Annotated in this window: 23 protein-coding genes and 1 pseudogene; 16 read left to right on the forward strand and 8 right to left on the reverse strand. The window is 71.3% G+C overall.

What is annotated here, in order from left to right; genetic code table 11:
* Positions 1 to 157: 157 nt before the first annotated feature.
* Positions 158 to 850, forward strand: a complete 693-nt coding sequence (locus AB0B14_RS00350) for an ABC transporter ATP-binding protein (protein ID WP_357075075.1) — start codon at positions 158 to 160, stop codon at positions 848 to 850.
* A complete protein-coding gene (locus tag AB0B14_RS00355) occupies positions 847 to 3,240 on the forward strand; it encodes an FtsX-like permease family protein (protein WP_357520293.1) in 2,394 nt (797 codons plus the stop codon). The genes AB0B14_RS00350 and AB0B14_RS00355 overlap by 4 nt, the downstream gene beginning before the upstream one ends.
* Before the next feature lie 63 nt (positions 3,241 to 3,303).
* Here the strand turns inward: AB0B14_RS00355 and AB0B14_RS00360 are convergent, their stop codons facing one another.
* Together AB0B14_RS00360 and AB0B14_RS00365 are read right to left on the reverse strand one after the other, a co-directional pair.
* Positions 3,304 to 4,059, reverse strand: a complete 756-nt coding sequence (locus tag AB0B14_RS00360) for an MBL fold metallo-hydrolase (RefSeq protein ID WP_357520295.1) — start codon at positions 4,057 to 4,059, stop codon at positions 3,304 to 3,306.
* Between the two features lie 135 nt (positions 4,060 to 4,194).
* Entirely contained in the window at positions 4,195 to 5,607 is a 1,413-nt protein-coding gene (locus tag AB0B14_RS00365; protein WP_357520871.1) for an acyl-CoA synthetase, read from the reverse strand.
* A 474-nt stretch (positions 5,608 to 6,081) separates the two neighbouring features.
* Here AB0B14_RS00365 and rph point away from each other — a divergent pair, with 474 nt between their 5' ends.
* Positions 6,082 to 8,682 (forward strand): rifamycin-inactivating phosphotransferase, encoded by a 2,601-nt coding sequence (gene rph / locus AB0B14_RS00370; RefSeq protein WP_357520297.1) that lies wholly within the window; start codon positions 6,082 to 6,084, stop codon positions 8,680 to 8,682.
* Between the two features lie 73 nt (positions 8,683 to 8,755).
* Positions 8,756 to 9,190, forward strand: coding sequence for a VOC family protein (locus tag AB0B14_RS00375; RefSeq protein ID WP_357075064.1), 435 nt, complete (start codon positions 8,756 to 8,758; stop codon positions 9,188 to 9,190).
* A gap of 36 nt (positions 9,191 to 9,226) precedes the next feature.
* Here AB0B14_RS00375 and AB0B14_RS00380 read toward each other — a convergent pair whose 3' ends face one another.
* Positions 9,227 to 10,171, reverse strand: coding sequence for an acyltransferase domain-containing protein (locus AB0B14_RS00380; protein WP_357520299.1), 945 nt, complete (start codon positions 10,169 to 10,171; stop codon positions 9,227 to 9,229).
* Between the two features lie 233 nt (positions 10,172 to 10,404).
* On the opposite strand from AB0B14_RS00380, the gene wrbA reads away from it, so the two are divergent.
* From wrbA to AB0B14_RS00400, 4 genes are all read left to right on the forward strand, one after another.
* Positions 10,405 to 11,004, forward strand: coding sequence for an NAD(P)H:quinone oxidoreductase (wrbA, locus tag AB0B14_RS00385; protein ID WP_357075058.1), 600 nt, complete (start codon positions 10,405 to 10,407; stop codon positions 11,002 to 11,004).
* 146 nt (positions 11,005 to 11,150) lie between these two features.
* On the forward strand, positions 11,151 to 11,891 hold the full coding sequence (locus AB0B14_RS00390) for a GNAT family N-acetyltransferase (RefSeq protein ID WP_357520301.1): 741 nt from the start codon (positions 11,151 to 11,153) through the stop codon (positions 11,889 to 11,891).
* Between the two features lie 49 nt (positions 11,892 to 11,940).
* Positions 11,941 to 12,678 (forward strand): tetratricopeptide repeat protein, encoded by a 738-nt coding sequence (locus AB0B14_RS00395; protein WP_357520303.1) that lies wholly within the window; start codon positions 11,941 to 11,943, stop codon positions 12,676 to 12,678.
* Between the two features lie 208 nt (positions 12,679 to 12,886).
* Positions 12,887 to 14,320, forward strand: a complete 1,434-nt coding sequence (locus AB0B14_RS00400) for an FAD-dependent monooxygenase (RefSeq protein WP_357520305.1) — start codon at positions 12,887 to 12,889, stop codon at positions 14,318 to 14,320.
* Here the strand turns inward: AB0B14_RS00400 and AB0B14_RS00405 are convergent.
* Positions 14,302 to 16,950, reverse strand: coding sequence for a family 78 glycoside hydrolase catalytic domain (locus AB0B14_RS00405; protein ID WP_357520307.1), 2,649 nt, complete (start codon positions 16,948 to 16,950; stop codon positions 14,302 to 14,304). The two genes, AB0B14_RS00400 and AB0B14_RS00405, sit on opposite strands and share 19 nt — an antisense overlap.
* Positions 16,951 to 17,214: 264 nt before the next feature.
* Here AB0B14_RS00405 and AB0B14_RS00410 point away from each other — a divergent pair, with 264 nt between their 5' ends.
* The 5 genes from AB0B14_RS00410 to AB0B14_RS00430 all read left to right on the forward strand — a co-directional run bounded on the left by AB0B14_RS00410 (position 17,215) and on the right by AB0B14_RS00430 (position 19,912).
* The gene (locus AB0B14_RS00410) at positions 17,215 to 17,844 is read left to right on the forward strand and encodes a GTP cyclohydrolase (protein WP_357075043.1); all 630 of its coding nucleotides are present in this window, start codon (positions 17,215 to 17,217) and stop codon (positions 17,842 to 17,844) included.
* A 51-nt stretch (positions 17,845 to 17,895) separates the two neighbouring features.
* On the forward strand, positions 17,896 to 18,576 hold the full coding sequence (locus AB0B14_RS00415; protein ID WP_357520874.1) for a creatininase family protein: 681 nt from the start codon (positions 17,896 to 17,898) through the stop codon (positions 18,574 to 18,576).
* Positions 18,573 to 19,244, forward strand: a complete 672-nt coding sequence (locus AB0B14_RS00420; RefSeq protein WP_357075040.1) for an HAD hydrolase-like protein — start codon at positions 18,573 to 18,575, stop codon at positions 19,242 to 19,244. The genes AB0B14_RS00415 and AB0B14_RS00420 overlap by 4 nt, the downstream gene beginning before the upstream one ends.
* Before the next feature lie 98 nt (positions 19,245 to 19,342).
* The gene (locus tag AB0B14_RS00425; protein WP_357075038.1) at positions 19,343 to 19,639 is read left to right on the forward strand and encodes a chorismate mutase; all 297 of its coding nucleotides are present in this window, start codon (positions 19,343 to 19,345) and stop codon (positions 19,637 to 19,639) included.
* A 54-nt stretch (positions 19,640 to 19,693) separates the two neighbouring features.
* Positions 19,694 to 19,912, forward strand: coding sequence for a hypothetical protein (locus tag AB0B14_RS00430; protein ID WP_357520309.1), 219 nt, complete (start codon positions 19,694 to 19,696; stop codon positions 19,910 to 19,912).
* An 81-nt stretch (positions 19,913 to 19,993) separates the two neighbouring features.
* Here the strand turns inward: AB0B14_RS00430 and AB0B14_RS00435 are convergent, their stop codons facing one another.
* The 3 genes and pseudogenes from AB0B14_RS00435 to AB0B14_RS00445 all read right to left on the reverse strand — a co-directional run bounded on the left by AB0B14_RS00435 (position 19,994) and on the right by AB0B14_RS00445 (position 22,165).
* Positions 19,994 to 21,106 carry a hypothetical protein gene (locus AB0B14_RS00435; protein ID WP_357520311.1) on the reverse strand — a complete coding sequence of 371 codons (1,113 nt, stop codon included), beginning with the start codon at positions 21,104 to 21,106 and terminating at the stop codon, positions 19,994 to 19,996.
* Positions 21,107 to 21,219: 113 nt separating this feature from the next.
* Positions 21,220 to 21,402, reverse strand: coding sequence for a DUF397 domain-containing protein (locus tag AB0B14_RS00440; RefSeq protein ID WP_357520313.1), 183 nt, complete (start codon positions 21,400 to 21,402; stop codon positions 21,220 to 21,222).
* Positions 21,399 to 22,165, reverse strand: a pseudogene (locus AB0B14_RS00445) (DUF5753 domain-containing protein). Before AB0B14_RS00445 ends, AB0B14_RS00440 begins: the two are co-directional and overlap by 4 nt.
* Before the next feature lie 289 nt (positions 22,166 to 22,454).
* Here AB0B14_RS00445 and AB0B14_RS00450 point away from each other — a divergent pair.
* The 3 genes from AB0B14_RS00450 to AB0B14_RS00460 all read left to right on the forward strand — a co-directional run bounded on the left by AB0B14_RS00450 (position 22,455) and on the right by AB0B14_RS00460 (position 23,787).
* A complete protein-coding gene (locus AB0B14_RS00450) occupies positions 22,455 to 22,748 on the forward strand; it encodes a hypothetical protein (RefSeq protein WP_357520315.1) in 294 nt (97 codons plus the stop codon).
* Entirely contained in the window at positions 22,748 to 22,993 is a 246-nt protein-coding gene (locus AB0B14_RS00455; protein ID WP_357520317.1) for a flavin reductase, read from the forward strand. The genes AB0B14_RS00450 and AB0B14_RS00455 overlap by 1 nt, the downstream gene beginning before the upstream one ends.
* A gap of 233 nt (positions 22,994 to 23,226) precedes the next feature.
* Positions 23,227 to 23,787: a GNAT family N-acetyltransferase gene (locus AB0B14_RS00460; RefSeq protein ID WP_357520319.1), complete on the forward strand. Its 561-nt coding sequence runs from the start codon at positions 23,227 to 23,229 to the stop codon at positions 23,785 to 23,787.
* 19 nt (positions 23,788 to 23,806) lie between these two features.
* Here AB0B14_RS00460 and AB0B14_RS00465 read toward each other — a convergent pair whose 3' ends face one another.
* Positions 23,807 to 24,649 carry an IclR family transcriptional regulator gene (locus AB0B14_RS00465; protein WP_357520321.1) on the reverse strand — a complete coding sequence of 281 codons (843 nt, stop codon included), beginning with the start codon at positions 24,647 to 24,649 and terminating at the stop codon, positions 23,807 to 23,809.
* Positions 24,650 to 24,690 lie beyond the last annotated feature (41 nt).

The following is a 24,690-nucleotide window of genomic DNA, read 5'->3' on the forward strand; positions in this document are numbered from 1 at the left end:
TGGTGTCGCTACATCACACGCCTACCTCGCAGGGATGACGCCGCCACCGCTCATCCCGACGCGGTACCGAAGATGCCTCCCGCTGCCGATGTGTCCGACTCGTCCCCGCCCCTAGCGTCAGCCTCGCCAGCTCACCACCACCTGAGGAGACGGGGACATGACCACACCGCTGATCGAGTTGCACGAGGTGACACGCCGGTACGACGAGGGGCCACCGGCGCTGCGTGCGGTGTCGTTGAGTGTCGCGCCCGGCGAGGCGGTGGCGATCCTCGGCCCGTCCGGCAGCGGCAAGTCGACGATGCTGAACCTGGTGGCCGGGCTGGACCGGCCGAGCACCGGCACGGTCACCGTCGACGGGGTGCGGGTCGACCAGCTCGGCGAGGCGGCCTCCGCCCGGTACCGCAGGGCCCGGATCGGCCTGGTGTTCCAGTTCTTCAACCTCCTCGACGACCTGACCGTCGCCGACAACGTCATGCTGCCGGCACAGCTGGCCGGGATGGGCCGCGGCACCGCCCAGCGGCGGGCGACCGAACTGCTCGGCCGGCTCGGCGTCGACCGACACGCCGGCGCGTACCCCGGGAGGCTCTCCGGCGGTGAACGGCAGCGGGTCGCCGTCGCCCGCGCGCTGATGAACCGGCCGCCGCTGCTGCTGGCCGACGAGCCGACCGGGGCGTTGGACACCGCCTCCGGCGAGGAGGTCATGCGCCTGCTGACCGAGTTGCACGCCGACGGCCAGACCATCGTCGTGGTCACCCACGACCTGGTCCTCGCCGAGCGGTGCGCGACCCGGACCGTCCAGCTCCTGGACGGGCAGGTCGCCGCCGACTCCGCGTTGGAGCGGATCCGATGAGCGCGCTGGCTCGGGTTGTCCGCGCCGGGGTCGGGCGGCGACGCGTACAGACTGTCGTGATCGGTTTGGTCGTGATGATCGCGGTGACCTCGGCGGTCCTCGGCGGTTCGCTGATGGTGGCCTCCCGGGGACCCTTCGACCGGGCCTTCAGCCAGCAGCAGGGCGCGCACCTCGCCGCCCAGTTCGACGCGGACGCGGTCACCGAGGCGCAGCTGGCCGCCTCCGCGAGCGTCGCCGGGGTCGCCGGGTCGGCGGGACCGTTCCCGAACGCGGAGCTGAACCTGACCAGCCCGATGGGTAACCCGATGCCGCCGCTGACCGTCGTCGGGCGTGCCGATCCGGGCGGCGCGGTCGACCGGGTCGACGTCGTCGACGGCCGGTGGGCGACCGGACCGGGGGAGATCGTGCTGGCCACGGGGGAGAATCTGCGGTTGCCACCGAAGGTGCTCGGCCAGCGGTGGACGGTGTCCGACGCACCGGGCAGCCCGTCGGTGACAGTCGTCGGGCTGGCCCGGTCGGCCAGTCAGACCGCCGACGCCTGGACCACCCCGGCGCAACTCGTGGCCTGGACCGGCCCCGACGGCCCGCGCGCCTACCAGATGCTCTACCGCTTCACCGAGGCCGGCACGGCCGCCCAGGTCCAGGCCGGTCGGACCGCGGTGCAGGCGTCCCTCCCCGCTGCCGCGCTCGACAGCGCCGTGTCGTGGCTCGACGTCCGCCGGGAGGCCACCGGCGAGACAGTCCTGCTGGTGCCGTTCCTGATCGCCTTCGGCATGCTGGGTGTGGTCATGGCGGTGCTGATCATCGGCAACGTCATCGCCGGCGCGGTCTCCACCGCCACCCGCCGGATCGGCATCCTCAAGGCGCTCGGCTTCACGCCAGCCCAGGTGGTCCGCGCGTACGTGGGGCAGGCGCTCATCCCGGCCACTGTCGGTGCGGCGCTCGGTGTGGTCGCCGGCAACCTCCTGACCGTGCCGATCCTCGCCCAGACCGACCGGATCTACGGTACGGACGACAACGGGGTCGCGCTCTGGGTCGACGCGGTGGTGGCCGGCGGCGCGCTCACCCTCGTGGCGGTGACCGCCCTGGCCGCCGCGGCCCGGGCCGGCAGGTTGCGCAGCGTCGACGCGCTCGCCGTCGGGCGTACCCCCCGGCCCGGCCGTGGTCGGTGGGCGGCCCGCCTGACCAGCCGGCTGCCGGTCTCCCGGCCGGTGACGCTCGGCCTGGCCCACCCCTTCGCCCGACCGGTACGGGCGGTGAGCGTGGTCGCCGCGATCGCGTTCGGCGCCGCGGCGGTCACCTTCGCGGTCGGTCTCGGTACGTCGCTGAACCGGATCCAGGAGGTCGAGGACATCGCCGACGTCCAGGTCGGGCAGCCGCACCGGATGCCGCGGGGCGGCCCGCCGCCGGGGCCGGGGCAGCCGCCGGGCCCGGGGCAGCGACCGGGTCCGGTGCAGGAGCAGCCGTTCGGCGACCCGGCGGCGATCGAGCGGGTGATCGCCGACCAGGCGGGCACGGACGGGTACCTGGGCATGGCCCGCAGCGAGATCACCGCCGCGGGGATCACCGGCGAGCTGGACGCGGTCGCGGTCACCGGGCCGGACGCTGCGCGCTACTACCGGATGGTGTCGGGGACCTGGCTGACCGGCCCGGCGCAGATCGTCGTCTCGACGCCGTTCCTCACGGCGGCCGGAAAAGGGGTCGGTGACCGCATCGTGCTGACCGACAAGGGCGTCGACATCCCCGTCACGATCGTCGGTGAGGCGTTCAACATCGACGACGACGGCATGCAGGTCGTCACCGACGTCGCCACGCTGTGGGTGGCCGAGCCGGAGCTGGCACCGTCGATGTACTACGTCACGGTGGAGCCCGGCACCGACGCCCGGGCGTACGCCACGGCGTTGACGGCGGCCCTCGACCCGCTCGGCGCGGTGGCCGACGGCCTCAGCCACGAGCCCGACGAGATGATCATCATCATCAACGCGCTGACCGGGTTGCTCAGCCTCCTGCTGATGGTCGTCGCCGGCCTCGGCGTGCTGAACACGGTGGTCCTCGAGACCCGGGAACGCGTCCACGACCTGGGCGTGCACAAGGCGCTCGGGATGACGCCCCGGCAGACCACGGTGATGGTCATCGCCTCGGTCGTGGTCACCGGCCTGGTCGGCGGTGCGGTCGGTGCGGGGGTCGGCGTGCTGCTGCAACGCACGGTCATCACCGAGATGGCGAGCAGCGTGGGCTTCCGCCTGCCGGACGCGGTCCTGGACGTGTACGGCTCGGTCGACCTGTTGCTCTTCGGTCTCGGCGGGTTGGTCATCGCCGTGGTCGGTGCCCTGCTGCCGGCCGGCTGGGCGGCGAAGACCCGGGTCGCGGTGGCACTGCGAACCGAGTGACGAGAAGTGACCGCCGCTCACGGGGTTGCCCGTGAGCGGCGGTCACCTGCCCGCACACAAAGCTCAGATGGTCGCCGAGTGGCCGGGGCGCAGGTCGACGAGCAGGTGTCTCAGGCCCGCCGCCGTGAAGGCGCGCTCGACGTCGTCGGCGTCCTGGGTGTAGTGCGCCCAGCCGTGCTGGTGCACCGGGACCACCGCCCGGACGCCGAGCAGGGCCGCCGCGCGTGCCGCCAGCTCCGCCGTCAGGGTGAGGAACCCCTCGCCGCGTGCCGCGATGTAGGCCGCGCCCAGGTTGAGGATCGCGATCTCGATCGCCGGGAACCGTTCCGCGATCACCGCCACGACGTCCACCGACGCGTTGTCACCGCTGACGTAGACAGTCGGCCAGCCACCCGCCTCCAGCACGAACCCGATCACCGGGCCGTTGACCACGCCGATCTCCGGCGTACCGTGCAGCGCCGGAACCGCCGTGACCCGCAGGTCGCCGACGTCGGCGTGCGCGAACGGCAGAAGGCCGACCGCACCGGGGCCGAGCTTCGGTGCCCCCGCCGCCGTGGTGAGCACCCGCCGGGCCTGCCGCGCGTACTCCCGGCCGGAGATGTCGAGATTGTCGAGGTGGTGCTCGTGCGACACGAGCACCAGGTCGACCTGACCGAGGTCCTCGGGCGAGACGCTCGGGCCGACCAGTTTGGTCGCGGTGACCTTGCCGTAGTGGTACGTCTGCGGATCGTCGAAGGTCGGATCCAACACGACGCGCGAGCCCGCGTAGTCGAGGACGGCCGTCGGCCCGCCGATGGCGCGTACGGTCAGCTCGTTCATGGCGCCTCTCTGGTCTCCGGTGGCACCCGCGGTCGTCCGCGCGAGGTGCGCGAGTCGGCATTCCCACTTTTCGGCCGGGAACGCCTCGATCTCGCGCCGGCCGGTCAGGGAGGGGCGCCGGCGGCCGGTGCGGGATCAGTCCGCCCGGAGTCGGCCCTTCTGCACCTTGCCCAGAGCGTTGCGCGGCAGGGCCTCGACCAGCCGCACCTGCCGGGGACGCTTGTGTGTCGACAGTTGTCGGGCCACGAACTCGATCAGATCCGCCTCGTCGAGCGCGTCACCCACGACGTACGCCGTCACCTGTTGGCCGAGATCAGGGTGCGGCGTGCCCACCACCGCGGCCTCCCGCACACCGGGATGCGCCAGCAGCGCGTCCTCCACCTCGCCGGCGCCGATCCGGTAACCGCCGCTCTTGATCAGGTCGGTGGCTGCCCGGCCGACGATGCGATGCCAACCGTCCGGACCGATCGTGGCCACGTCGCCGGTGCGGAACCACCCGTCCGTGGTGCGGGCGGCGGCGTCCGCGTCGGGCCGGTTCAGGTACCCGTCGAAGAGGGTCGGGCCGCACACCTCGAGCTCGCCCATCGCCACCCCGTCGGTGGGCATCGAGCGGCCCTGCTCGTCGACGACCCGGGTGCGTACCCCCGGCAACGGCAGACCGACGGCGCCCGGGCGGCGGGGGCCGTCGGCGGTGGCGCTCACCGTGATCAACGTTTCGGTCATCCCGTAGCGTTCGACGATCTGGTGGCCGGTGAGCCGGGTCAGGTCGGCGAAGACCGTCGCGGGCAGAGCCGCGCTGCCCGACACCAGCAGTCGCGCGGCGCGCAGGGCCCGGGCCGAGGGCTCGTCGGCGGCGATCCGGGACCAGATGGTGGGGACGCCGAAATAGAGGGAGCCGGCCGCCGCCGCGTACCGCTGGGGGCGGGGTTGGCCCACGTGGTGCAGCCGGCTGCCCACGCGCAGGGGGCCGAGCACCCCGAGCACCAGCCCGTGTACGTGGAACAGCGGCAGGCCGTGCACGAGCAGGTCGTCCGGCGTCCACTGCCAGGCCGCGGCGAGCCCGTCGAGGCAGGCCGTGATGGCGCGCCGGGAGAGCATCACGCCCTTCGGCGCGCCGGTGGTGCCGCTGGTGTAGAGAATCAGCGCGATGCCGGCCGGATCCGGCTCCGGATGGTTGGTGTCCGATCGTCGCGCGAGGTCGATCGGAATGGTCGGCAGCCCGTCGGGTGCCTCGCGGCGCTCCGCGTCGGCCGGCACGAGCAACGCTCCGGGCGCCGAGTCGCGCAGGATGTGCTCCCGTTCCATCGGGCCGGCGTCCGGTGGCAACGGTATCACCGCCGACCCGGCCAGCAGCGCGCCGACGACGCCGACCACGGTGTGCAGGCTGGCGGTCGCGTCGATGGCGACACGGTCCACACCGCGCAGGTCGTCGGCCACCGCACCGGCGAGCCGCCGTAACTCCACCCACGACGTCGCCCGGTCGTCGATCCGGATCGCATCCGGGTGCTCGTCGGTCGACGCGAGCAGCGAACTCAGCAGCACAGGCAGGTGCCCCTTCTCGTCGTACCCCGCGGCGCGTCACCGGCGCACGACGGCCGGGCCCGGTGCGGGTCGCCGGGCGTGGCCGGTGCCCCGGCAGGCAACTGCCGGACGTTGTGAACCTAGCCCGGCCCACCGGAGCGGACCACCCCTAACCGGCATCCGCCGCGGGTGCCCGGCGGGCTCTGAGTTGGTCGACGGATCTCGGCCCGCAACGGCCGACAAAAGCAAAGGCAGGGAGATCAGACTCCCTGCCACTTCTAACTTATAGCGCACCAGGGGGCTTGCGGCAAGGCCCGGGTCGTGCCGCAGAATCGGCGGCCGAACGCGGCGTCGACAAGGAAAACGGGGGCCCGACGTGGGTGTGTGTTCGTTGTACGGGGGACGCGGCCACCGCGATCCGCGGACGGTAGTGGCGGTGCGGTGGCCCGCGACCGCGGCCGCCGCGGTGCCAGGCAGCACGGCTATCCGGGAGGTGGGGCAGTGATCGAGCAGTACGTGTTGGATCTTCGAGAGGTTGACCAGACGTCCGTCGCGCTCGTCGGCGGAAAGGCCGCGAACCTGGGCGGCCTGTCCCGGATCGACGGCATCCGGGTGCCGGCTGGCTTCTGCGTGACGACCGCCGCCTTCCGGCGGATCCTGGCGGACTCACCGGGGATCGACGATGCGCTCGATCAGCTGTCGCGCCTGAGCCCGGACGACCGGGAGGCGATCGGTGCGCTCAGCGCGCAGGTCCGCCGGAGCATCGAGGGGATCCCCATCCCTGGCGATCTCGCCACGGCGATCACCCGTCCGCTCGCCGTCCTCGGCGAGCGATCCGCCTACGCCGTGCGTTCCAGCGCGACGGCAGAGGACATGCCGACCGCCTCCTTCGCCGGTCAGCAGGACACCTACCTGAACGTCATCGGCCCGGCGGCGATCCTCGAGCACCTCAGCCGGTGCTGGGCGTCGCTGTTCACCGAGCGGGCCGTGACCTACCGCCTGCGCAACGGCTTCGACCACCGGAGGGTCGGCATGGCCGTGGTCGTGCAGCAGATGGTCTTCCCCCAGTCGGCCGGCGTCCTGTTCACGGCGGACCCCGTCACCGGCAACCGGAAGGTCGCCACCGTGGACGCGAGCTTCGGCCTCGGTGAGGCCCTGGTCTCCGGCCGGGTGAACCCGGACGTCTTCACGGCGCGCGACGGTGCGGTCATCGCCCGGACCGTCGCCGCCAAGCGGGTCGCCGTGCACGCCCTGCCGGCCGGTGGGACGCGCGAGGTGACGATCGACCCGCAGCGGCAGGAGCAGCCGGCGCTCACGGATGCGCAGGTCGTACGACTCGTGCAGCTCGGGCGACGGATCGAGGCGCATTTCGGTCGGCCACAGGACATCGAATGGTGTCTGGTCGACGACGACTTCCAGATCGTGCAGAGCCGGCCGATCACCACGCTCTTCCCCATCCCCGCCGTCGCCGACCAGGAGAACCACGTCTACCTCTCCGTCGGTCACCAGCAGATGATGACCGACCCGATGAGGCCGCTGGGACTCTCCATGTGGCAGCTGACGGCCATGGCGCCGATGCTCGAGGCCGGCGGGAGACTGTTCGTCGACGCCACCCGGATCCTGGCCTCGCCCGGGAGCCGGGCCGGCTTCCTGAAGATGGCAGACCGGACCGACCCGCTGACCAGGGACGCGCTGGAGACGGTCCTGGAGCGCCCCGACTTCGTACCGGCGCTCGCGGACAGCGGTCCCGTCGGGCCGCCGGCTCGGGGTGCGTCCGCCCCGATCGAGACCGATCCGGCCATTGTGACCCAACTGATCGCGCGCAGCGAGGCGGCCGTCGCCGCCCTGCGGCACGACATCGCGGCGTTGAGTGGCCCGGCGCTGTTCGACTTCCTGCTGACGGCCTTCGCGGAGCACAAGCGCGACCTCGGCGATCCGCTGAGCATGCAGGCGATCATGGCGGGGATGGAGGCCACCTGGTGGCTCAACGACCGGCTGGGGGAGTGGTTGGGTGAGCGGAACGCCGCCGACATCCTCACGCTGTCCGCCCCCGGTAACGTCACGTCGGAGATGGGGCTCGCGCTGCTCGACGTCGCGGACGTGATCCGTCCACATCCGGAGGTGGTGGCGTTCCTGCGGGGCGTCCAGGATGACGGCTTCCTGGACGAGCTGCCGAAGCTCGCGGGCGGGCCGGAGGCGCGCGACGCCATCGAGGCCTACCTCGACCGGTACGGCATGCGCTGCGTCGGCGAGATCGACATCACCAGGCCGCGGTGGCGCGAACGCCCCGCCACGCTCGTGCCGGTGCTCCTGGACAACGTCGCGAACTTCGCGCCGGGTGCCGCCCAGCGGCGCTTCGAGCAGGGGCGGCAGGAGGCGCAGGAGAAGGAGCGCGAGGTGTTGACGCGCCTGCGGGCACTGCCGGACGGGGAGCAGAAGGCCGACGAGACCAAGCGGATGATCGACCGGGTCCGGACCTTCGTCGGCTATCGGGAGTACCCGAAGTACGGCATCATCAGCCGCTACTTCGTCTACAAGCAGGCCCTGATGCGAGAGGCCGAGCGCCTCGTGCGGGCCGACGTGCTCCGCGACCGGGAGGACGTCTTCTATCTCACGTTCCAGGAGTTGCACGACGTCGTGCGCGCGAACCAGGTGGTGGACGACGCCCTGATCCAGCGCCGCAGGGACGAGTTCCGGTCGTACCACGCGCTCACGCCGCCCCGGGTGCTGACCTCGGACGGCGAGGCCCTCACCGGGGCGTACCGGCGTGACGACGTGCCGGCCGGCGCGCTGATCGGGCTACCGGTCTCCGCCGGGACGGTCGAAGGGCGTGTCCGCGTCATCCTGGACCTGGCCCAGGCTCATCTCGAACCGGGCGACATCCTCGTCACGGCCCACACGGACCCGAGCTGGACGCCTCTCTTCGTCGCCGTCGCGGGCCTGGTGACGGAGGTCGGCGGCCTGATGACGCACGGCGCGGTGATCGCCCGGGAGTACGGTCTGCCGGCCGTCGTCAGCGTGGTGGACGCCACCCGGCTGATTGCCGACGGGCAGCGGATCCGCGTACACGGCAGCGACGGGTACGTCGAGATTCTCTCGTGACCGACCAGAACTCGGGGGCGGCCGTCGGGCAGGGTCGGTGCGGACGACGAGGCCGTCCCTCTAGGGTGGCGGGATGGCGTCGGTCAGGCAGGTCCAGATCACCTTCGACTGCGCGGAGCCGGAGCGCGTCGCCCGCTTCTGGTGCGCGGTGTTGGGTTACGTCGTACCGCCGCCGCCGAAGGGGTTCGCCACCTGGGACGACTTTGATCGGGCGCGGCCACCGGAGAAACAGGGTTCCGGGTTCGCCTGCGCCGATCCCACCGGGGTGGGTCCGCGCCTGTACTTCCAGCGCGTTCCCGAAGGCAAGGTCGTCAAGAATCGGCTGCATCTTGACGTACGGGTCGGCACCGGCCTCGTCGGCGATGAGCGGCTGGCCGCACTGGAGGCCGAATGCGCGCGGCTTGTCGCGCTCGGCGCGACGCGCGTACGGCTGCTCACCGCCGACGAGGACAACGAGTCGTGCCTCGTGATGCAGGACGTCGAGGGCAACGAGTTCTGCCTCGACTGAGCGGCCGAGAACGCGGCACCCGGTGCGGGCGGGCAGCTAGATGGGGAACCGGCCGCGGTGCCAGCGCCAGTGGCGGCCGGCCGCCAGGTGGTCGACGACCGCACGCTGGAGCACGGTGCCGCGCGGCAGTTGGTCGAGTGGCGTGGTCAGGGTGCGGAACGCGAACCGCAGCACCTCGACGTCGGCGTCGATGCCTTCGGGCTCCTCGTAGGGGTCCAGCTCGAACCGCTGCTGGAACCGGATGATGTTGGAACCCTCGGGCAGGTACTCCCGCAACTGCGGGTCCAGCAGCCAGGAGCCGCAGGCGAACGCGGTGTAGTGCTCGTCGGGGAAGTGGCGTGGAAAGAACGCGCGGGCCTCGTCGAGTGACGCGTCGACAGCCGTCGGGGTCAGCGGCCCCGCCTCGGGGATGTGCAGATCGATGGCCGTGCCGCCGCGCTGGTGCTGTAGTCGGCCCAGCTCGTAGAGGCCGCCGCGTGCGTGCAGCGTCAGCCAGCTCTGCATGACCGGCCACCCCTCGCGGCGCATCCGCCTGTCGATCGCGAGGTTGCGGCCCAGGTCCGCCAGGGTCACCCAGGACACGTCGTCGGGGATGCCGTGGTCGCGGTGGTATCCCCGGACGACGTCGACCAGGGCCAGGTACGCGTACACGTAGAGATGCCGCCAGGCGGGGCCCCGGTCGCGCGGCAGTGCGGGGCCGGGCGGCAGCCAGCCGTGGCCGCCGAGATCGGCGACAACCAGAGCGGTCGAGCGGTCGAGCAGCCAGCGCAGCTCCGGAGTCCACAGTGGCGAGCCGGGGTCGGGCCAGCCCGCCATGATCTCGGCGGCGTCGTCCGGCCGTACGGCGAGCCGGTCGAGGAGTGCGGGCGCGTCCGGCTTGACCGGTAGCGGAGCGGACGGCCGGCCGTCGGCGAGGCGGTGCACGCGGTCGACGTCCTCGACGGGCACCCCGAGCCGGTCGGCGGTGACGTCCAGATTCACGCGCTGATCGTACCGGCCGCGGACTCGCCCGGCCGGCCGCCGGGTTGGGGTGATCGACTCGGTCTCCTGAATGTCGGGGTGTCTGGGCCGGTCGGACAGCCCGGTTCTCTGAAAGCCGAGTTGATCATGGGGCTGCCGGGGGCTCGTTGGCGGTCTCCCGCTCCCGTTGCTAGAGTCAGATTGTTGCTGCCGCAACTTTATCGCCAGCAACTACTTCGAGAAGGGACCCTTCGATGGCCAAGCTCTCCGTCATCTACTACTCCGCCACCGGCACCATCCACGCCATGGCCCAGCGGCTCGCCGAGGCTGGCGAGAAGGCCGGCGCCGAGGTGCGCCTGCGTCAGGTTCCGGAGCTTGCCCCGGAGGAGGCCATCGCCTCCAACGCCGCCTGGAGCCAGCACTTCGACGCCACGAAGAACGAGGCGAAGGCGACCGCCGACGACCTCGTCTGGGCCGACGCGGTGCTGTTCGGCTCGCCCACCCGGTTCGGCAACATCGCCAGCCAGCTCAAGCAGTTCCTCGACACCCTGGGCCCGCAGTGGGCGCAGGGCCTGCTGGCCGACAAGGTGTACGCCGGCTTCACCGCGACCATGACCGCCCACGGTGGGCAGGAGTCGACGCTGCTGGCGCTCTACAACACGATCCACCACTTCGGCGGCGTGGTCGTCGCACCCGGCTACACCGACCCGCTGAAGTTCGCGGACGGCAACCCGTACGGCGTCTCGCACGTCACCGGCGGCGGCAACGACGCGCCGCTGGGTGACGCTCAGCTCAACGCCCTCGACCACATGGCTCAGCGGGTCGTCAAGATCGCCAACAAGCTCGCCGCCTGACCGCTCTCGCTGGGGGCCGGTTTCCATCGACGGAGACCGGCCCAGGCATACTCGAACGCTTCACGGGCTGGTCAGGGCGCCGCAGAGCTGGGGTTGGGGGCTGCGGACAACACGAGGGAGTCTCGATCAACACCATCGCCGAGCGGATGGCCGCGTCGTACTTCGATGCCATCCAGAACCTCTGTGCGGTCACCCCGAAGGGCTGGTACGCCGAGCGGGGCACCGCACGCGCAGCGCTGACCCACGCCGGAGTGGCGGCGCTGAACGCGGCCTACGACACGACGCTCAGACCGGACCTCGTGGCGCTCGACGAGATGGCGGTCGAGGTCGGCAGGCAGACCACGCGCTGGTCGATCATGGTTCGCGGCGAGGCGGACGACGAGGTCCGCGCTCTCGCGGCTCGACACGGGTTGCTCCACAGCAGTGCTGTGCCGATGCTGGCCTGCGGCGCGGAAGACGTCGTGTTCCGGGCCGACGCACGGCGGCGAGAGGTGGTCCGCCAGGTCCGCGCGGCGGAGGCCGACCTCTACACCGACACCCTCACCCGGGGCTTCGAAGCTCCCGAGGGCATCTTCGGTTCGCTGATGGGCGGCGGTGTGCTCGACGCCGACTCCATCACCGGCTACCTGGCCGAGGAGTCCGGCCGGCCGGTCGGCACCGGGCTCGGGATGTCGACCTCCGGCGTGGTGGGCGTGTTCAACATCGCCGTCGTGCCATCCGCACGAGGCCGCGGGCTGGGCCGCACGATCACGGAGGCCGTACTGCGCGACGGTGTCGCGGCCGGCGCGGACGCCGCCTACCTGCAGTCCAGCGCGATGGGCCGGGCGCTCTACGAGTCGATGGGGTTCGGTCTCGTGGAGACCTGGACCAGCTTCACCGCGGGCTGACCAGCACGCGTTCGCGCAGGATGACCGCAGCGCAGAGGGAAGGACAGAGATGGGTTTCAGCGACGACGTGCGCGCGGCCTTCCGTCGGGGCGAGACCGCCGCGGTGGTGCGGATGAGCGAGGTCGAGATCGACAGGGCGCGCGCCGCCGGTGATCCGGCGGGAGAGGTGGAGGCCCGCTACAGCCTCGCCCGGGTCGCCATCCGAGGAGGTGACCTCGCCGGTGGGGAGGCACGCGCTCGGGAGGCGCTCGCGGTCGCGGTCGCTGCCGGCGATCGGAGTCTGGAGGAGCGGCCCCGCCACGTGCTTGCCGCCGTGGCACGGATGTCCGGTGACCTGGCCCGCGCCCGGGAGCTCTACCGGGAGAGCATCGCGCTCAACGAGGCCCTGGGCCAGCCCGAGGTCGTCAACTCGGAGACCCACAACCTCGCGTTCTGCGAGTTGGGTCTCGGCAATCTCGACGCGGCGAGGGCGTTGTTCGCCGCGAGCCGCGAGAAGGTCTTCCGCAACGGCTGGGCGGACTTCGTCCCGTACGTCTGCGTGGCGGGCGCCGCGCTCGCGTCGGCCCACGGCGACCACGCGCGGGCCGCCCGGATGATCGCCGTCACCGACGCCGCCTTCGCGGCACTGGGCCAGGTGCCGGATCCCGACGACGCCGCCGACCTGGCGGCCGTGCGGGCGGCCGCGGTCGAGGCCCTCGGCCCGGCCGGCTACGCCCAGGAGTACGCGCGGGGCCAGCGTCTCGAACCGCAGGCGGCGTTCGCCGACGGTGCCGACTCCGGCGGCTGAGCTGGGTCCGGCGCAGGCCGACGGGGCGGTGGGGCGCACCGACGGGTGGTGGCGGAGCATGCTGACGGATCGATCCCGCTCCTCGATTCACCGCCGCGTCCGCGACACGCGCTTACGCATGCGTTTCCGGCGGCGGAATCGCGTTGAAACTGCCGGTGGGCGGCCTTTCCCGGATTCGCCTGGCAATACTGTGGCGATGGTCTCTCAGGTGAACCCGGATGTAGACGTCGTCGTCGTGGGGGCCGGTCCGACCGGGCTCACCCTCGCCATCGAGCTGGCCCGGCGCCGGGTGCGGGTGCGGATCATCGACCGGAACCCGGCCGACTTCTACCCCGGCACACGCGGCAACGGGCTGCAGCCGCGCACGCTGGAGGTATTCCACGACCTCGGCGTCATCGACCCGATCCTCGCGACCGGCCAGGAGTACCCGCCGGTCCAGGTGTACTTCGGACGGGACCCGGTGTACCAGGGGCACACCCAACCGCGTAGCGAGCCCACGCCCGACGTGCCGTACCCGATGCCGATCGTGCAGCCGCAGTGGCGCACCGAGCGGATCCTCCGCGAGCGGCTGGCCGGACTCGGCGTGGCGGTGGAGCACGACGCCGAGATGGTCGGGTTCGACCAGGACGACAACGGGGTCACCGTTTCCACAGCGGCCGGTTCGTCGATCCGGGCACGGTTCGTGGTCGGTGCCGACGGCGGCCGTAGTGGCGTGCGCAAAGCGCTGGGCGTCGGCTTCACCGGGACCACCCGGCCCGCCGAACGCCTTCTGCTGGGCGACGTCACCGTGCCGGGTATGCGCCGCGACGTGTGGCAGGTCTGGGTTGACCCGGAACGCAAACAGGTCCAGGCCAGCATCTGGCCGGTCGCCGGCACCGACTACTTCCGGATGTCGGCACCGATCACCGCCGACGACACACCCGATCTGACGCTGGCGGGATTCCAGCGGCTCCTGACCGAGCGCACGCGGCGGCGCGACCTGACCGTCACGACGCTCACGGCCGCGACGGACTACCGGGTCAGCATGCGGCTCGCCGACCGCTACCGTGTCGGCCGGGTGTTCCTCGCCGGCGACGCCGCCCACATCCACTCGCCGGCCGGCAGCCAGGGGCTGAACACCGGGGTCCAGGACGCCTACAACCTCGGTTGGAAACTCGCCCGCGTGCTCGCCGGAGCGCCGGACGCGCTGCTGGACACGTACGAGGCGGAGCGGCGGCCGGTCGCCGAGCAGGCAATCGGGCTGAGCACCGAACTGCTTGACGACAAAGAGGCCACGCCCGACGAACGGACTTTCCAACTCAGACTGTCGTACCGCGACGGTCCACTGGCGGCGGGCGGACGCGGCGGTGACCGCGCTCCCGACGCGCCGTGCCGCACCGCCGACGGCACGTCGACCAGCCTCTTCGACGTGTTCCGGGGCACCTCGCCCACGCTGCTGTGCCTCGAACGCTCGGGAGAGGTTCCGGAGGGTATGTCGGATGCGGTGCGGGCGTACCGCGTGGGCGTCGATCTCCTGGATCCGGACGGACACGTCCGGGCCGCCTACGGGGACTCGGGGTACGTGCTGGTGCGGCCGGACGGCTACATCGGTGTGGACACCAGTTCGGCCGACGAGGTGGCGGCCTACCTCACCGCGATCTGACCCCAGCTGATCTCGTGGATGCCCGATCCGACGTCGACGGTGCGATCGGTGTGGATCCTGGCGCTCGTCCCGGCGGGTACGGTGACGGTGAGGGTGCACGTCCCGCCGTCCACACGCCACGCGCTGGACGCCGGTCCGTACGGGGTGCGCACCGTCGCGGACGCGTGGGTGAGGCCGCCACCGGGCACGGGCCGCACGTCGATGACGCGGTAGCCGGGTTCCGCCGGAGTCAGCCCGGCGACGTACTCGGTGAGAAATCCGGCGACGACGCCGTGCGTGTAATGGTTGTGGGACAGGAGCCCGCGGCCCTTGTCGTCGTATCCGTCCCAGGTCTCCCACACCGTGGTCGCGCCGCGCTCCACCTGCGCCAGCCACGACGGTGACGCGGTGCGCATCAGCAGGGCGTAGGCGAGGTCGGCGCGGCCTCCGTCGGCGAGTACGGGCAGGATCATCGGTGTGCTCAGCAGACCCGTGGTGACGCGGGTTCCCGCGCCTTCGACCAGGGCCGCCAGCCGGGCGATCGCCGCCGGCCGCTGCTCACCGGTCAGCAGGTCGAACCCGAGGGCGCGGACGTAGTCGTCCTGGCCGTCGGCGCCGATCCGGCCGTCGGGGCGCACGAACGCGGCGCGCCACGCGGCTCGTACGGCGTGCGCGAGATCGGCGTAGGTCGCGGCGTCGGCGTCGCGGCCGAGGACGCCCGCCGCGCGGGACAGGAGGTGGGCGGACCGCGCGAGGTAGGCGGTGGCGACCACCGGCCGACGTACGAGAAGGTTGCGCACCTGCGATCCGGTGTCGGACCCGGCGCGGTACCACTCCCCGAAGTGGAACCCGGAGTCGAGGATGTACCGCTCCTGGCCACCGACCCGCTTCCCGAACCAGCGGGCCCAGCCCGAGCGGGTACGTGCCCGCCGTTCCAGGTGGTCGACCCAGCGGCGCATGCTGTCGTACTGGCGGTCGAGCACCCGCTCGTCACCGTGGTAGCGGTACAGCGTCCAGGGCAGGATGACGCTTGCGTCGCCCCATCCGACTGACCCGGACGCCAGCTTCGAGAACGTCCTCCGGCCGCCGGAGAACGTCGAGTCCTCGCTCGGGATCATCGGTGGTACGCGGCCGTCCGGCAGCTGCTCGCAGGCCAGATTGCGGAGGTAGCGGCGCAGGAACGCCTGCGCGTCGACACAGACGACCGCCGTGGGCGCGAAGGTCTGGATGTCGCCCGTGTATCCGGAGCGCTCGCGCGTGGGGCAGTCGGTCGGCGTGTCGGCGAAGTTGGCCCGCACACTCGCCAGCACGTTGTCGTGGAAACGGTTCAGTCGCTCATCCGAGGTGTCCACGCGGCCCGTCGCGGCCACGTCGGTGGACAGGACGATCGCCTCGGCGCCGGTGAGGTCCTCGGCCGGACCGTCGATCTCGACGTAGCGGAACCCCCGCACCGTGAACCAGGGCTGGTACCACGTCGGGCCGCCGTCCAGCGTCACCTGGTCCCGCTGCGGCTTGGCCCTGCCGTGGTTCGCCGTGTGCGCGGCGTCGAGCTCGCCCGCGGGGTCGAGGAGTTCGCTGTATGTCACGCTCACCGTGGTGCCGGCGGGGCCGGCAAGCAGCAGCCGCGCGACACCGGAGACGTTGCGGCCGAAGTCGACGAGCTGCCGTCCGCCGGGCGAGCGCCACACGCGAGTGGCGGGCAGCCGTTCGATGCACCGAACCCGCTCCACCTCCTCGGCCACCAACTGCCGATCCGGCCACGGCAGCACGTCCACCGGGTGCAGGGTCACCGGGGGCGGGGTGACCGGCGTTGTGGCGGCGGTGCGCCAGGCGTGGTCGTCGATCCGGAGGTCGACGCGCTCGCCCCACTTCGGGTCGGACGCGAGGATGCGGCCGCGCCCGGCGCACCACCGCTCGTCGGAGTCGAGCCGGGCCACGCCGCCGTCGGCCAGTTCGAGGTCGACCTGTACGAGGCCGGCGAGCCGGTCACCGTAGACCGAGCGTTTGTCGAGTGCCCCGAGCCGGCCGCGGAACCGTCCGTCACCGACCGCCATCGCGACGACGTTGGTGCCCGGGCGGAAGAATCCGGTGACGTCGTACGTCTGGTACTCCACCATGTGGTCGAGCGGTGTCCACCGCGGCACCAGGGCATCACCCGTGACGTCGTGCCCGTTGACGAAGAAGCGGTACCAGCCCAGCGCCGACACGTACGCGCGGCCGCGCACGATCCGATCCGACACCTCCACGGTGGTGCGGAGGTAGAGCGCGGCATGGTCCTGCGCGGACTCCGGCGGGCCGCTGATCCAATGCGCCCGCCAGCCGGCCGGATCCAGCAGGGCCGTCTCGAACCAGGCCGGCCCGCTCCACCCGCTGATCGTTCCCGCGTCGTCGACCACCCGCACCCGCCAGTGGTAGCGGCGGCACGACTCGAGCGGTGGTCCCGCGTACGCCACCCCGAACGGGCGGTCACCCCTGATGCGTCCGCTGTTCCACCATGCGCCGTCCGAAGTGGAGATCTCTATCTCGTACGCCGCCTGCAGCGTGCCCGGCCGCTCGGCTACGAGGCGCCAGGCGAACTCCGGCGTCGGGTTGTCGATGCCCAGCGGGTTGGTACGGGCGTCTGTGCGGAGGTCGTCGACCTGCAGCGACACGATGCTCTCCCTCAGGGGAACCGGGTCCGAATCGATACATGCTCGCCGCTGCGGCAGTCGTGCGCCACGCGGTTCGGACGGCGGAAATCGGCCCGGTTCTGCGGGTTTCGAGGATTCCGGCCGGATGATCCGGGCCGGCAATCCTGCCGCCGGAATTGCATTGTCAACGACCCGGACCAGTCAAGATCCTGGTCACACCGACCGTCACTCCGTCGGCCCCGCACGCTCAACAAGGGCCGGCCCGCAACGTCGAGGACAGCACACATGACCATTGAACGTTCCGAGGTGGCCACGCTTCGGATCGACGATCGCGACTGGCATGCGGCCGGTGTGCGCGCGTACGACCCCGCGCAGGGCCACACCGGGGGCGACCATCTGATTCTGGTGTACGCGGCCGGAACCGCTCCGCCGAAGGGCGCGTTCCCGACCCTGCCCGCCCGGCCGGTACCGGTGCGCGTGCACTCAGAGTGCCTGTTCGGCGACGTGTTCGGCGGCGACCGGTGTGACTGCGGCGCCCAACTCCGCGCGGCCCGGCGCCGCATCGTCGCCCGCGGCTACGGCATCATCGTCTACCTTCGGCAGGAAGGGCGCGGCATCGGGCTGTACGACAAGGTGCGCAGCCTCCTCCAGGACGGCGACACCTACCAACGCAACGTCGCGATCGGCGCCAAGGAGGACGCCCGCGGCTACGGCCTCGCCGCGCGCGTTCTCCACCACATCGGCGTCGACGACGTGTGTCTGCTGTCGGGCAACCCCGACAAGGCGAAAGCGTTGTCCGACGCGGGAATCACGGTCTCGGTCGACCCGGAGATCGCACCTCCCCGGTCGGCGGAGGCGACCAGCGAGGTCCTGTCGAAGCTGTCGCGCGGCTACTCGTACCTGATCCGGAAGTGACAGGTGGACCCGCGACTCCTTCTCCCCGGCGTCACGTCCGATGACGCCGGCGTGCGGCGTGGCGGCGTGGCGGTGCTGCCGGTGGGCAGCTTCGAGCAGCACGGGCCGTTCCTGCCGCTGGCGACCGACACCATCGTGGCAACCGCGATCAGCGACCGCATCTGCCTCGACCACCAACTGTTCCCGCTTCCGCCGGTGACGATCTCGTGTTCGCACGAGCACGCGGGCTTCCCGGGGACGGTGAGTATCAGCGCTGTCACCCTGCACTCGATGATCGGTGACATCTGGCGCTCGCTCGCCCGTGACGGCTGGTCCGGGCTGGTGGTGGTCAGCGGTCACGGCGGCAACTACGTACTGTCGAACGCGGTGCAGGAGCTGAACGTCGACGGTCCCCGGATCGTCCTCTTCCCCACGCCCCCCGACGTCGCGGCCGCCTGCGACGACGCCGCGCTGTCGACGCGCGCCGGCCACAGCGACATGCACGGCGGCGAGTACGAGGTCTCGCTGCTGCTGCACCTCCATCCCGAGCTGGTACGGCCGGGCTACGAGGAGACCGACTGGGAGACCGAGGAGTGGCGCGGCGGGCTGCTCACCCGGGGGATGCGCGCGTACACCCCGCACGGGGTGATCGGGCGCCCGTCGGCCGCCACGGCGCAGAAGGGCGCGCGGATCCTGGCGAGCCTGAGCGCGTCACTTCCGCAGCGCCTCGCCGACCTCGCCGAGACGCCGTGATCGAACGGGCCGCGTACGGGCACGTGCTGTTCGACTTCGACGGCGTGCTGTGTGACAGCGCCGCGCTGAGCGTCCGGATCTATCGCGAGCTCCGCGACGAATTCCCCGACCTGCCGGAGGTCGGCGGCGTGGCCGACCTGAACTGGGTGTGCGCCGGGCCTCCGGGGACGTGGCTCGCGCCCTGGCTCGGCGTCGACCGCGCAAACGCGTTCTGGCGCTGCCACGAGGCCCGGATGACCGACCTCGCCGCCGAGCTCGGGCTGTTCCCGCACATCGGCGATCTGCTGCTGGCGCTGCCGGCGGGCAGCGTGTCGATCGTCACCGGCGCGCGGGCGCGGCGGGTGCGTGAGGTGCTGACCCGGTGCGTCGGCGGTGTTCCACCGTCGGTCGCCTCCATCGCGGGTGCCGAGGAGACTGGCGACAAGGTCGAGAAGGTGCGGCGTCTGCTGGCGCGTCGGTCGCCGGTGTCGTCCGTGTACGTCGGTGACACGGCGGCTGACATCATCTGCGGCCGGGCGGTGCCGGTCGACGTGGTGGCGGTCGGCTACGGATACCAGGTAGCGCGGGCGCTCGACGAGCACCGGCCGACCTGGCACGTGGAGTCGCCGGAGCGGCTGGCCGCCTGCGTCCAGAGCTGGCACCGGGGGCCCGTGGCCGACCTGCCGTAGAGCCGCACGGCGCCCCGACCGTCGGCGTCCGCGACCGGGGGTGGACCGTGCCGATCCTCGGCGGGTCCGAGTGCCTCTCGCTGTGCCACGATCCCGGCATGACAGACACCGCGTCGGCGCTTGCCGACATCCGCGCCCAGATCGACGAGTTGGACGCGGCACTCGTCGGGCTGCTCGCCCGGCGGGAGGCCCTGGTCCGGCGAGCGGCCCCGCTCAAGAGCGACACGCAGGCGGTCCGTGCGCCGGACCGGGTCGCCCAGGTGGTGGCCCGGGTCCGCGCGCTTGCGGACGAGGCCGGCGCGGATCCGGACCTCATCGAGCGCATCTACCGCGCCATGATCCAGGCCTTCATCGACATGGAGACCGGCGAGCACCAGCGGCTCGGCGGCGCCTGAGCGCTCCGCGCCAGCACGGGTTTGTGGCGACGGCCCGTCGGGCACAGAATCACCATGGCGAATGAACGAGTCAAGTCAGTCGGCGGCTACTTCATGCGACTTGTCGGCGGGGTGGCGGTCATCATCGGCCTGCTGGGCATCTTCGCGACCCTGGCCCAGGGCAACGTCACCGGGCTGGTCCTCAGCATCATCTTCATCGTGGGCGGTGTCGTCCTGCTCAAGCGGTCACCAGACCTCGGCCGAGCGGGTCGGAGGGAACGCGGACACGCGTGACCCTCCACGGCGGCGCGACCGCCTCCCGCACCTGAGACGCGGGAGGCGGTGCGTCCGGCTCCCGTACCTCGGCGCGCGGTGTCACGCGCGACCCAGCTCGACGTCGATACGCAGTTGTTCGGCATCGCGGAGCTGCCGGTAGCGCCTCGCCGCAGTCTGCTGACCGACCCGGTCGGCCGCCTCGACGGCGACGCGCAGCACCACCAGGGGCAACCGGGGGACGTGGCGCGCCTGCCGGTCGGCCTCGACGAACACCACGGCGGCAAGCTCGGCGCTGGCGGAGCGGGCCAGGAGGAAAAGCTCCTCCACGTACATCCGACCCAGGCCGACCTCGGTCCAGCCGGACACGTCGTGCAAGGCTCGGCGACACTCACGTAACGCCTCCCAGGCGGCGGCGTGGTTGCCGGCCTGACGCTCCAGCCCGGCAAGGGACTGCCAGGCCGACGCCGCATCCCAGGCGTTGTCGGCGAACACCAGGCTCTCCCGCTGCGCCGAAGCGGCCTCAGCGAACGCACCGAGATCGGCCAACTCATATCGCAGCTGGCTCAGTGTGGCCCTGTCCCGAGGCCGGTCCACCGCCCAGCGGTCCAACCACTCGCGCGCCAGCACCTGTTCACCGACCAGTTTGGCGCGTGCGATCCAGGTGAGCGGGTCCTCGGCGGTCGGGTCGCCCGGGAAGCGCGATCGTGTCCCACCCCACCACTGGGCCAGGCCTTCCTCGGAGACGCCCGGCTCGCCCTCCTGGTCCACCAGGTACGCCAGCACGTCGTCCCGGTCGGCGTGCCCGCTGTCCCGCACGAAGGCAACGGTGGCCGACACACCGGCGGCGAACAGGTACTCCGCGTCGTAGCCGCACCAGGTGTCGAAGTTGGCCCGCTTGACCTCCCAGTGCAGCCACACGTCCTCCACCTGGCGATACTCGGCGAGCAGATAGCCGGCCAGCTCGGTCTCGTCGGTCAGCCCCTGGAACGGCGCCTCGCGTCGGCACTGCGCCTCCTGCCCGACCAGCCACCGCACCAGCGGAAGGTCACCGGCCCGACGGTCGTACTGCAGTGCCCACAACACGCTCGCTCGCCGGCCCGCGTTCTCGTCACAGGACTGGCCATCGGCGTCGGTGCCACGCGCGTAGCGCAGCTCGTGCCACCCGGCCGAGGAGCTTCGTGCCCGTTCGAGTGCGCGACGCGCCGCCTCCATCACCCGTACAAGATCCCACTGCCGACGAGCGTCCGCATCGTCGAATTGGCCGTGACACGAAACAGGAAGGCCCGGCCCCCGAGTGTGGGGCCGGGCCTTCCTGGACTTCCGGGTCAGCGCTGCTTGGCGAACTGAACGAACGAGCGCCAGGTCTGGGCGCTGAAGTTGAGCGTGCCGCCGTCGCGGTTCTTGGTGTCGCGCACGAGGACGACGCCGGGGAGATTGTCGGCGACCTCTACGCAGTCGCCACCGTTGCTGCCGCTCTTGGTGCTCTTGCGCCACTGCGCGCCGGTCATGTCCATGATGTTGCCGCTTCTCTCAGGAGTTCCACTGATCGCCCCCGGGGTAGAGCCTCACTCCGGATGCGTTCCCACCGTCGTTCGAGCGTACCAAGCTCGGACGCCTGCTCAACGATCTGCGCGTGCGCTTGGCTGTCCACGTGTGCCACTCGCGTCCCGTCCGGTAGATCGGCGATGGTGAACGGTCCGTTGAGCCCTGGGTAGGCCATCGTCTCGCGCGGTATCACATGAAGCTCGACGCTGGGCAGCTCGGCGCACTGCACCAGGCGGTCAAGCTGGGCGGCCATGACCGATCGGTCCGCGGTGATGGGACGGTCCAGTACGGCCTGGTCCAGGACGGCGACGAACAGTGGGCCGCGTTCCCGGGTCAGGACCGCCTGCCGGTCCATGCGCGCGGACACCAACTCGTCTGTCTCAGCAGGTGTCAGCGCCTCCCACGCGAGCGTGGCCCGCGCGTACGCCTCGGTCTGCAGCAGGCCCGGCACCCACGCGAGTTGGAATGCGCGCAGCGCGACCGCTTCCCGCTCGACGTCGACCCACCGCCGAAACCAGGAAGGTTCCCGACGTTTCAATACGTCCGGCCATAGGTCCGTTTCTTCACGACCCAACAACGCGGCGACCTTCGAGCGGTGCCGAGTCTGGGGATGCGTCCAGGGTTCGCCCACTTGGCTGCTGTCTTGGGGTCAACGCCGATCTGACCTGCGAGGCTGTCCGCCGTCTCGCCTACGGCCGACATGGCTTCGATAACCGCGTGGTTCATCCTTTGCCTCCTCAGATCGTCCCGATCGTCTACAGGAGATACTGCTACGCAGTGTGTTCGTGATGCAACAGTCGGCAAGGTGGCGATAGGCGGCGCGGCCCGTGGAGGCCCTGAGACTCGGCGGACGCGATCGTAAGCGGGGCTACTCCTCACGGCGAGCATTCGTCGGGGAGGCCCCTTCCCAGCGACAGTAGGGGGAGACCGTGCCCGGCGACCCGAAGCCCACTCCTGTGCAGCCGCTTGTTCCCGTGGCCGCCAGGATTCATGGTCCGATCTGGCCGGTGACGCAATGATCGGGCAGATGAGGGCCGGTGACGTAATCCTTCTGACGACCGCCGCGAGCGTGCAGTTCCTGCGCCCGATCACGGTCCGAGTGATTCGCGAGTTGCCTGATCGGCATACGTACGACGGGTGGGTATGGATCGATGGTTACGAATCAAGTGCGGCGGGCGACGCGGTGGCGCGGCGCGAGCTGTTCGTGATGCGGGGCGGTGTGCAGTTGCAGGCTCACCCCGCCGCACCGAGCAAGCCCCGGCCCGCCCACCGGCAGCCCATCCGTCGCGGCCCCGTGAGGGTCGGCTGATGCGCGGCGAGCCGGAGCACAAGCCGCTACGCCCGTCGTGGCGCTGCCCGAACTGCGGCATTCTGTGGCCCTGCTCGGCCGCGAAGCTGCGCCTGCTCGGCGAGTTCCGCGAGAATCGGCCGGGCCTGCTGCTTCACCTGGCGGGGGTCCAGAAGGAGGCCGAGGCCGACCTCAGTCAACTCAACCCAGGCGGCGCGCTGCCCGACCTGGCGCCACGCTTCGTCGGCTGGGCCGAGCGCCGCTAGCCCTTCTCGCCCGCCCGCCCCGGACTGCCATCGTCGCCTGCAGGGCAGACAGATAGGGGCGACACATTGCTGCTCTTTCCTTGCTGCTCTTTCCTTCTCGCGGGCTTGTCGGCTTCGATCCAGCCCCGAAGGGCTCCGGATCGAAAAAAGACGCCACGGGCGAAAACTCGCGCGGAATCATCAACGGAGTCGGCCCATTACCGAATGCGGTGGTGCCCATGTAAGGATGTCGTGTGAGCTGCGCATCGACAATTTCGTCCGCCGTCGATCCGACCGATTCTCCGCTCCTGCTGACCGGGGAGGGGGTGGTGTTGCGCGAATGGGCTGACTCCGATCTGCCGTACCTGCAAGGGCTCTTCGACTCGGCCGACGTGGCCGCGAACACCGATATTCCTTCTCCGTTCGACGCGGATGCCTTCCTGGTCAGGATCCGGCGGCGTCGCGCACAGCGCGTCGTCGACCTGGCCGTGACGCGCGACGGCGGGGAGCCGCTCGGCCTCATCGCCCTGCACGTGGCGAGCGGCGTCCTGGGGTACGCCATCGGCCCGGCGCATCGTGGTCGAGGCCTGGCGTCGCGGTCGCTGCGGCGGATGACTGCGTTCTGCCACGAGGACCTGGGCTTCTCCCGGCTGCGGCTCGCCATCGTGCGGGGCAATGTGCCCTCGCGGGCGGTCGCCCGGTCCGTCGGCTACGCCCGCGGCGACGACGCCCTGGTCGAGAGGATCAATGGGCTGGGGGAGTCGAAGCTGCTCGAGACGTGGTGGTGGACCGCGCCCGGGTCGACCGGACGCTGAGGGGCGCGGCGCGACGCCCTCAGCCGTCGGTCGATCGGCCATCCTCCGGCCCCGCCGGGCTCGGGGCCGACGGGGGTGTGTAGCCGAGTTCGTTGGAGATCTGGGTCGCGGTCTCCAGTAGGCGCGGCAGGTTGCCCTTCAGCTGGTCGAGGCTGGCGATGACCTCGATCGCGGTGATCGAGGCGGCGGCGATGACCTGGCCCCGCGAGTCCCTGATCGGCGCGGCGACGCACATCACGTAGGCGTCGTGCTCACCGTTGTCGGTGGCCCAGCCGAGATCGCGGATGCGGGCAAGCTCGGCGTCGAGGGCATCGCGGTCGGTGAAGGTGGTGTCGGTGAATCTCTTGTAGACGACGTGGGAGAGCAGGCGGTCGCGTTCCTCGCGGGGGAGGTAGGCAAGGATCGTCTTGCCGACGGCGCTCGCGTAGATGGACACCGCCCGCCCGACCCGGGACGGCAGCTTGACGGCGTCGAACGCCGGGCTGTCCACCTTGTCGATGTAGATGATCTCGTCGCCGGTCAACTGTGCCAGGTGTACGGTGTGGCCGGTCTCGCGTTGCAGCGCCCGCAGGTGTGCGGCGGCGGGCTGGCGGAGGTCCATCGAGCCGAGCGCGAGCTCGGACAACTCGATCAGGCCGCTGCCGAGCACGTAGGTGCCCGCGCCGGTCCGTCGGACGAAGCGCGCGGACTCCAGTGTCTGCAGGATGCGCAGGGCTGTGGACTTGTGGACGCCGAGCACCTCCGCAGCCTCCGTAAGGGACAGCGGGTGCTCTGCGGATCGACGGATCAGGTCGATCGCGCGGCGGATCGATTGCGCCAAGGCTGTGCCCCCCTTACGCGACGGTCGGACCGTCGCTGTCATTGCACATTATGCAACATGGATGACGCCATGTGCAATCGCCT

This window comes from Micromonospora sp. NPDC049171 (genome assembly GCF_040648275.1).
Taxonomy (GTDB): Bacteria; Actinomycetota; Actinomycetes; order Mycobacteriales; family Micromonosporaceae; genus Micromonospora.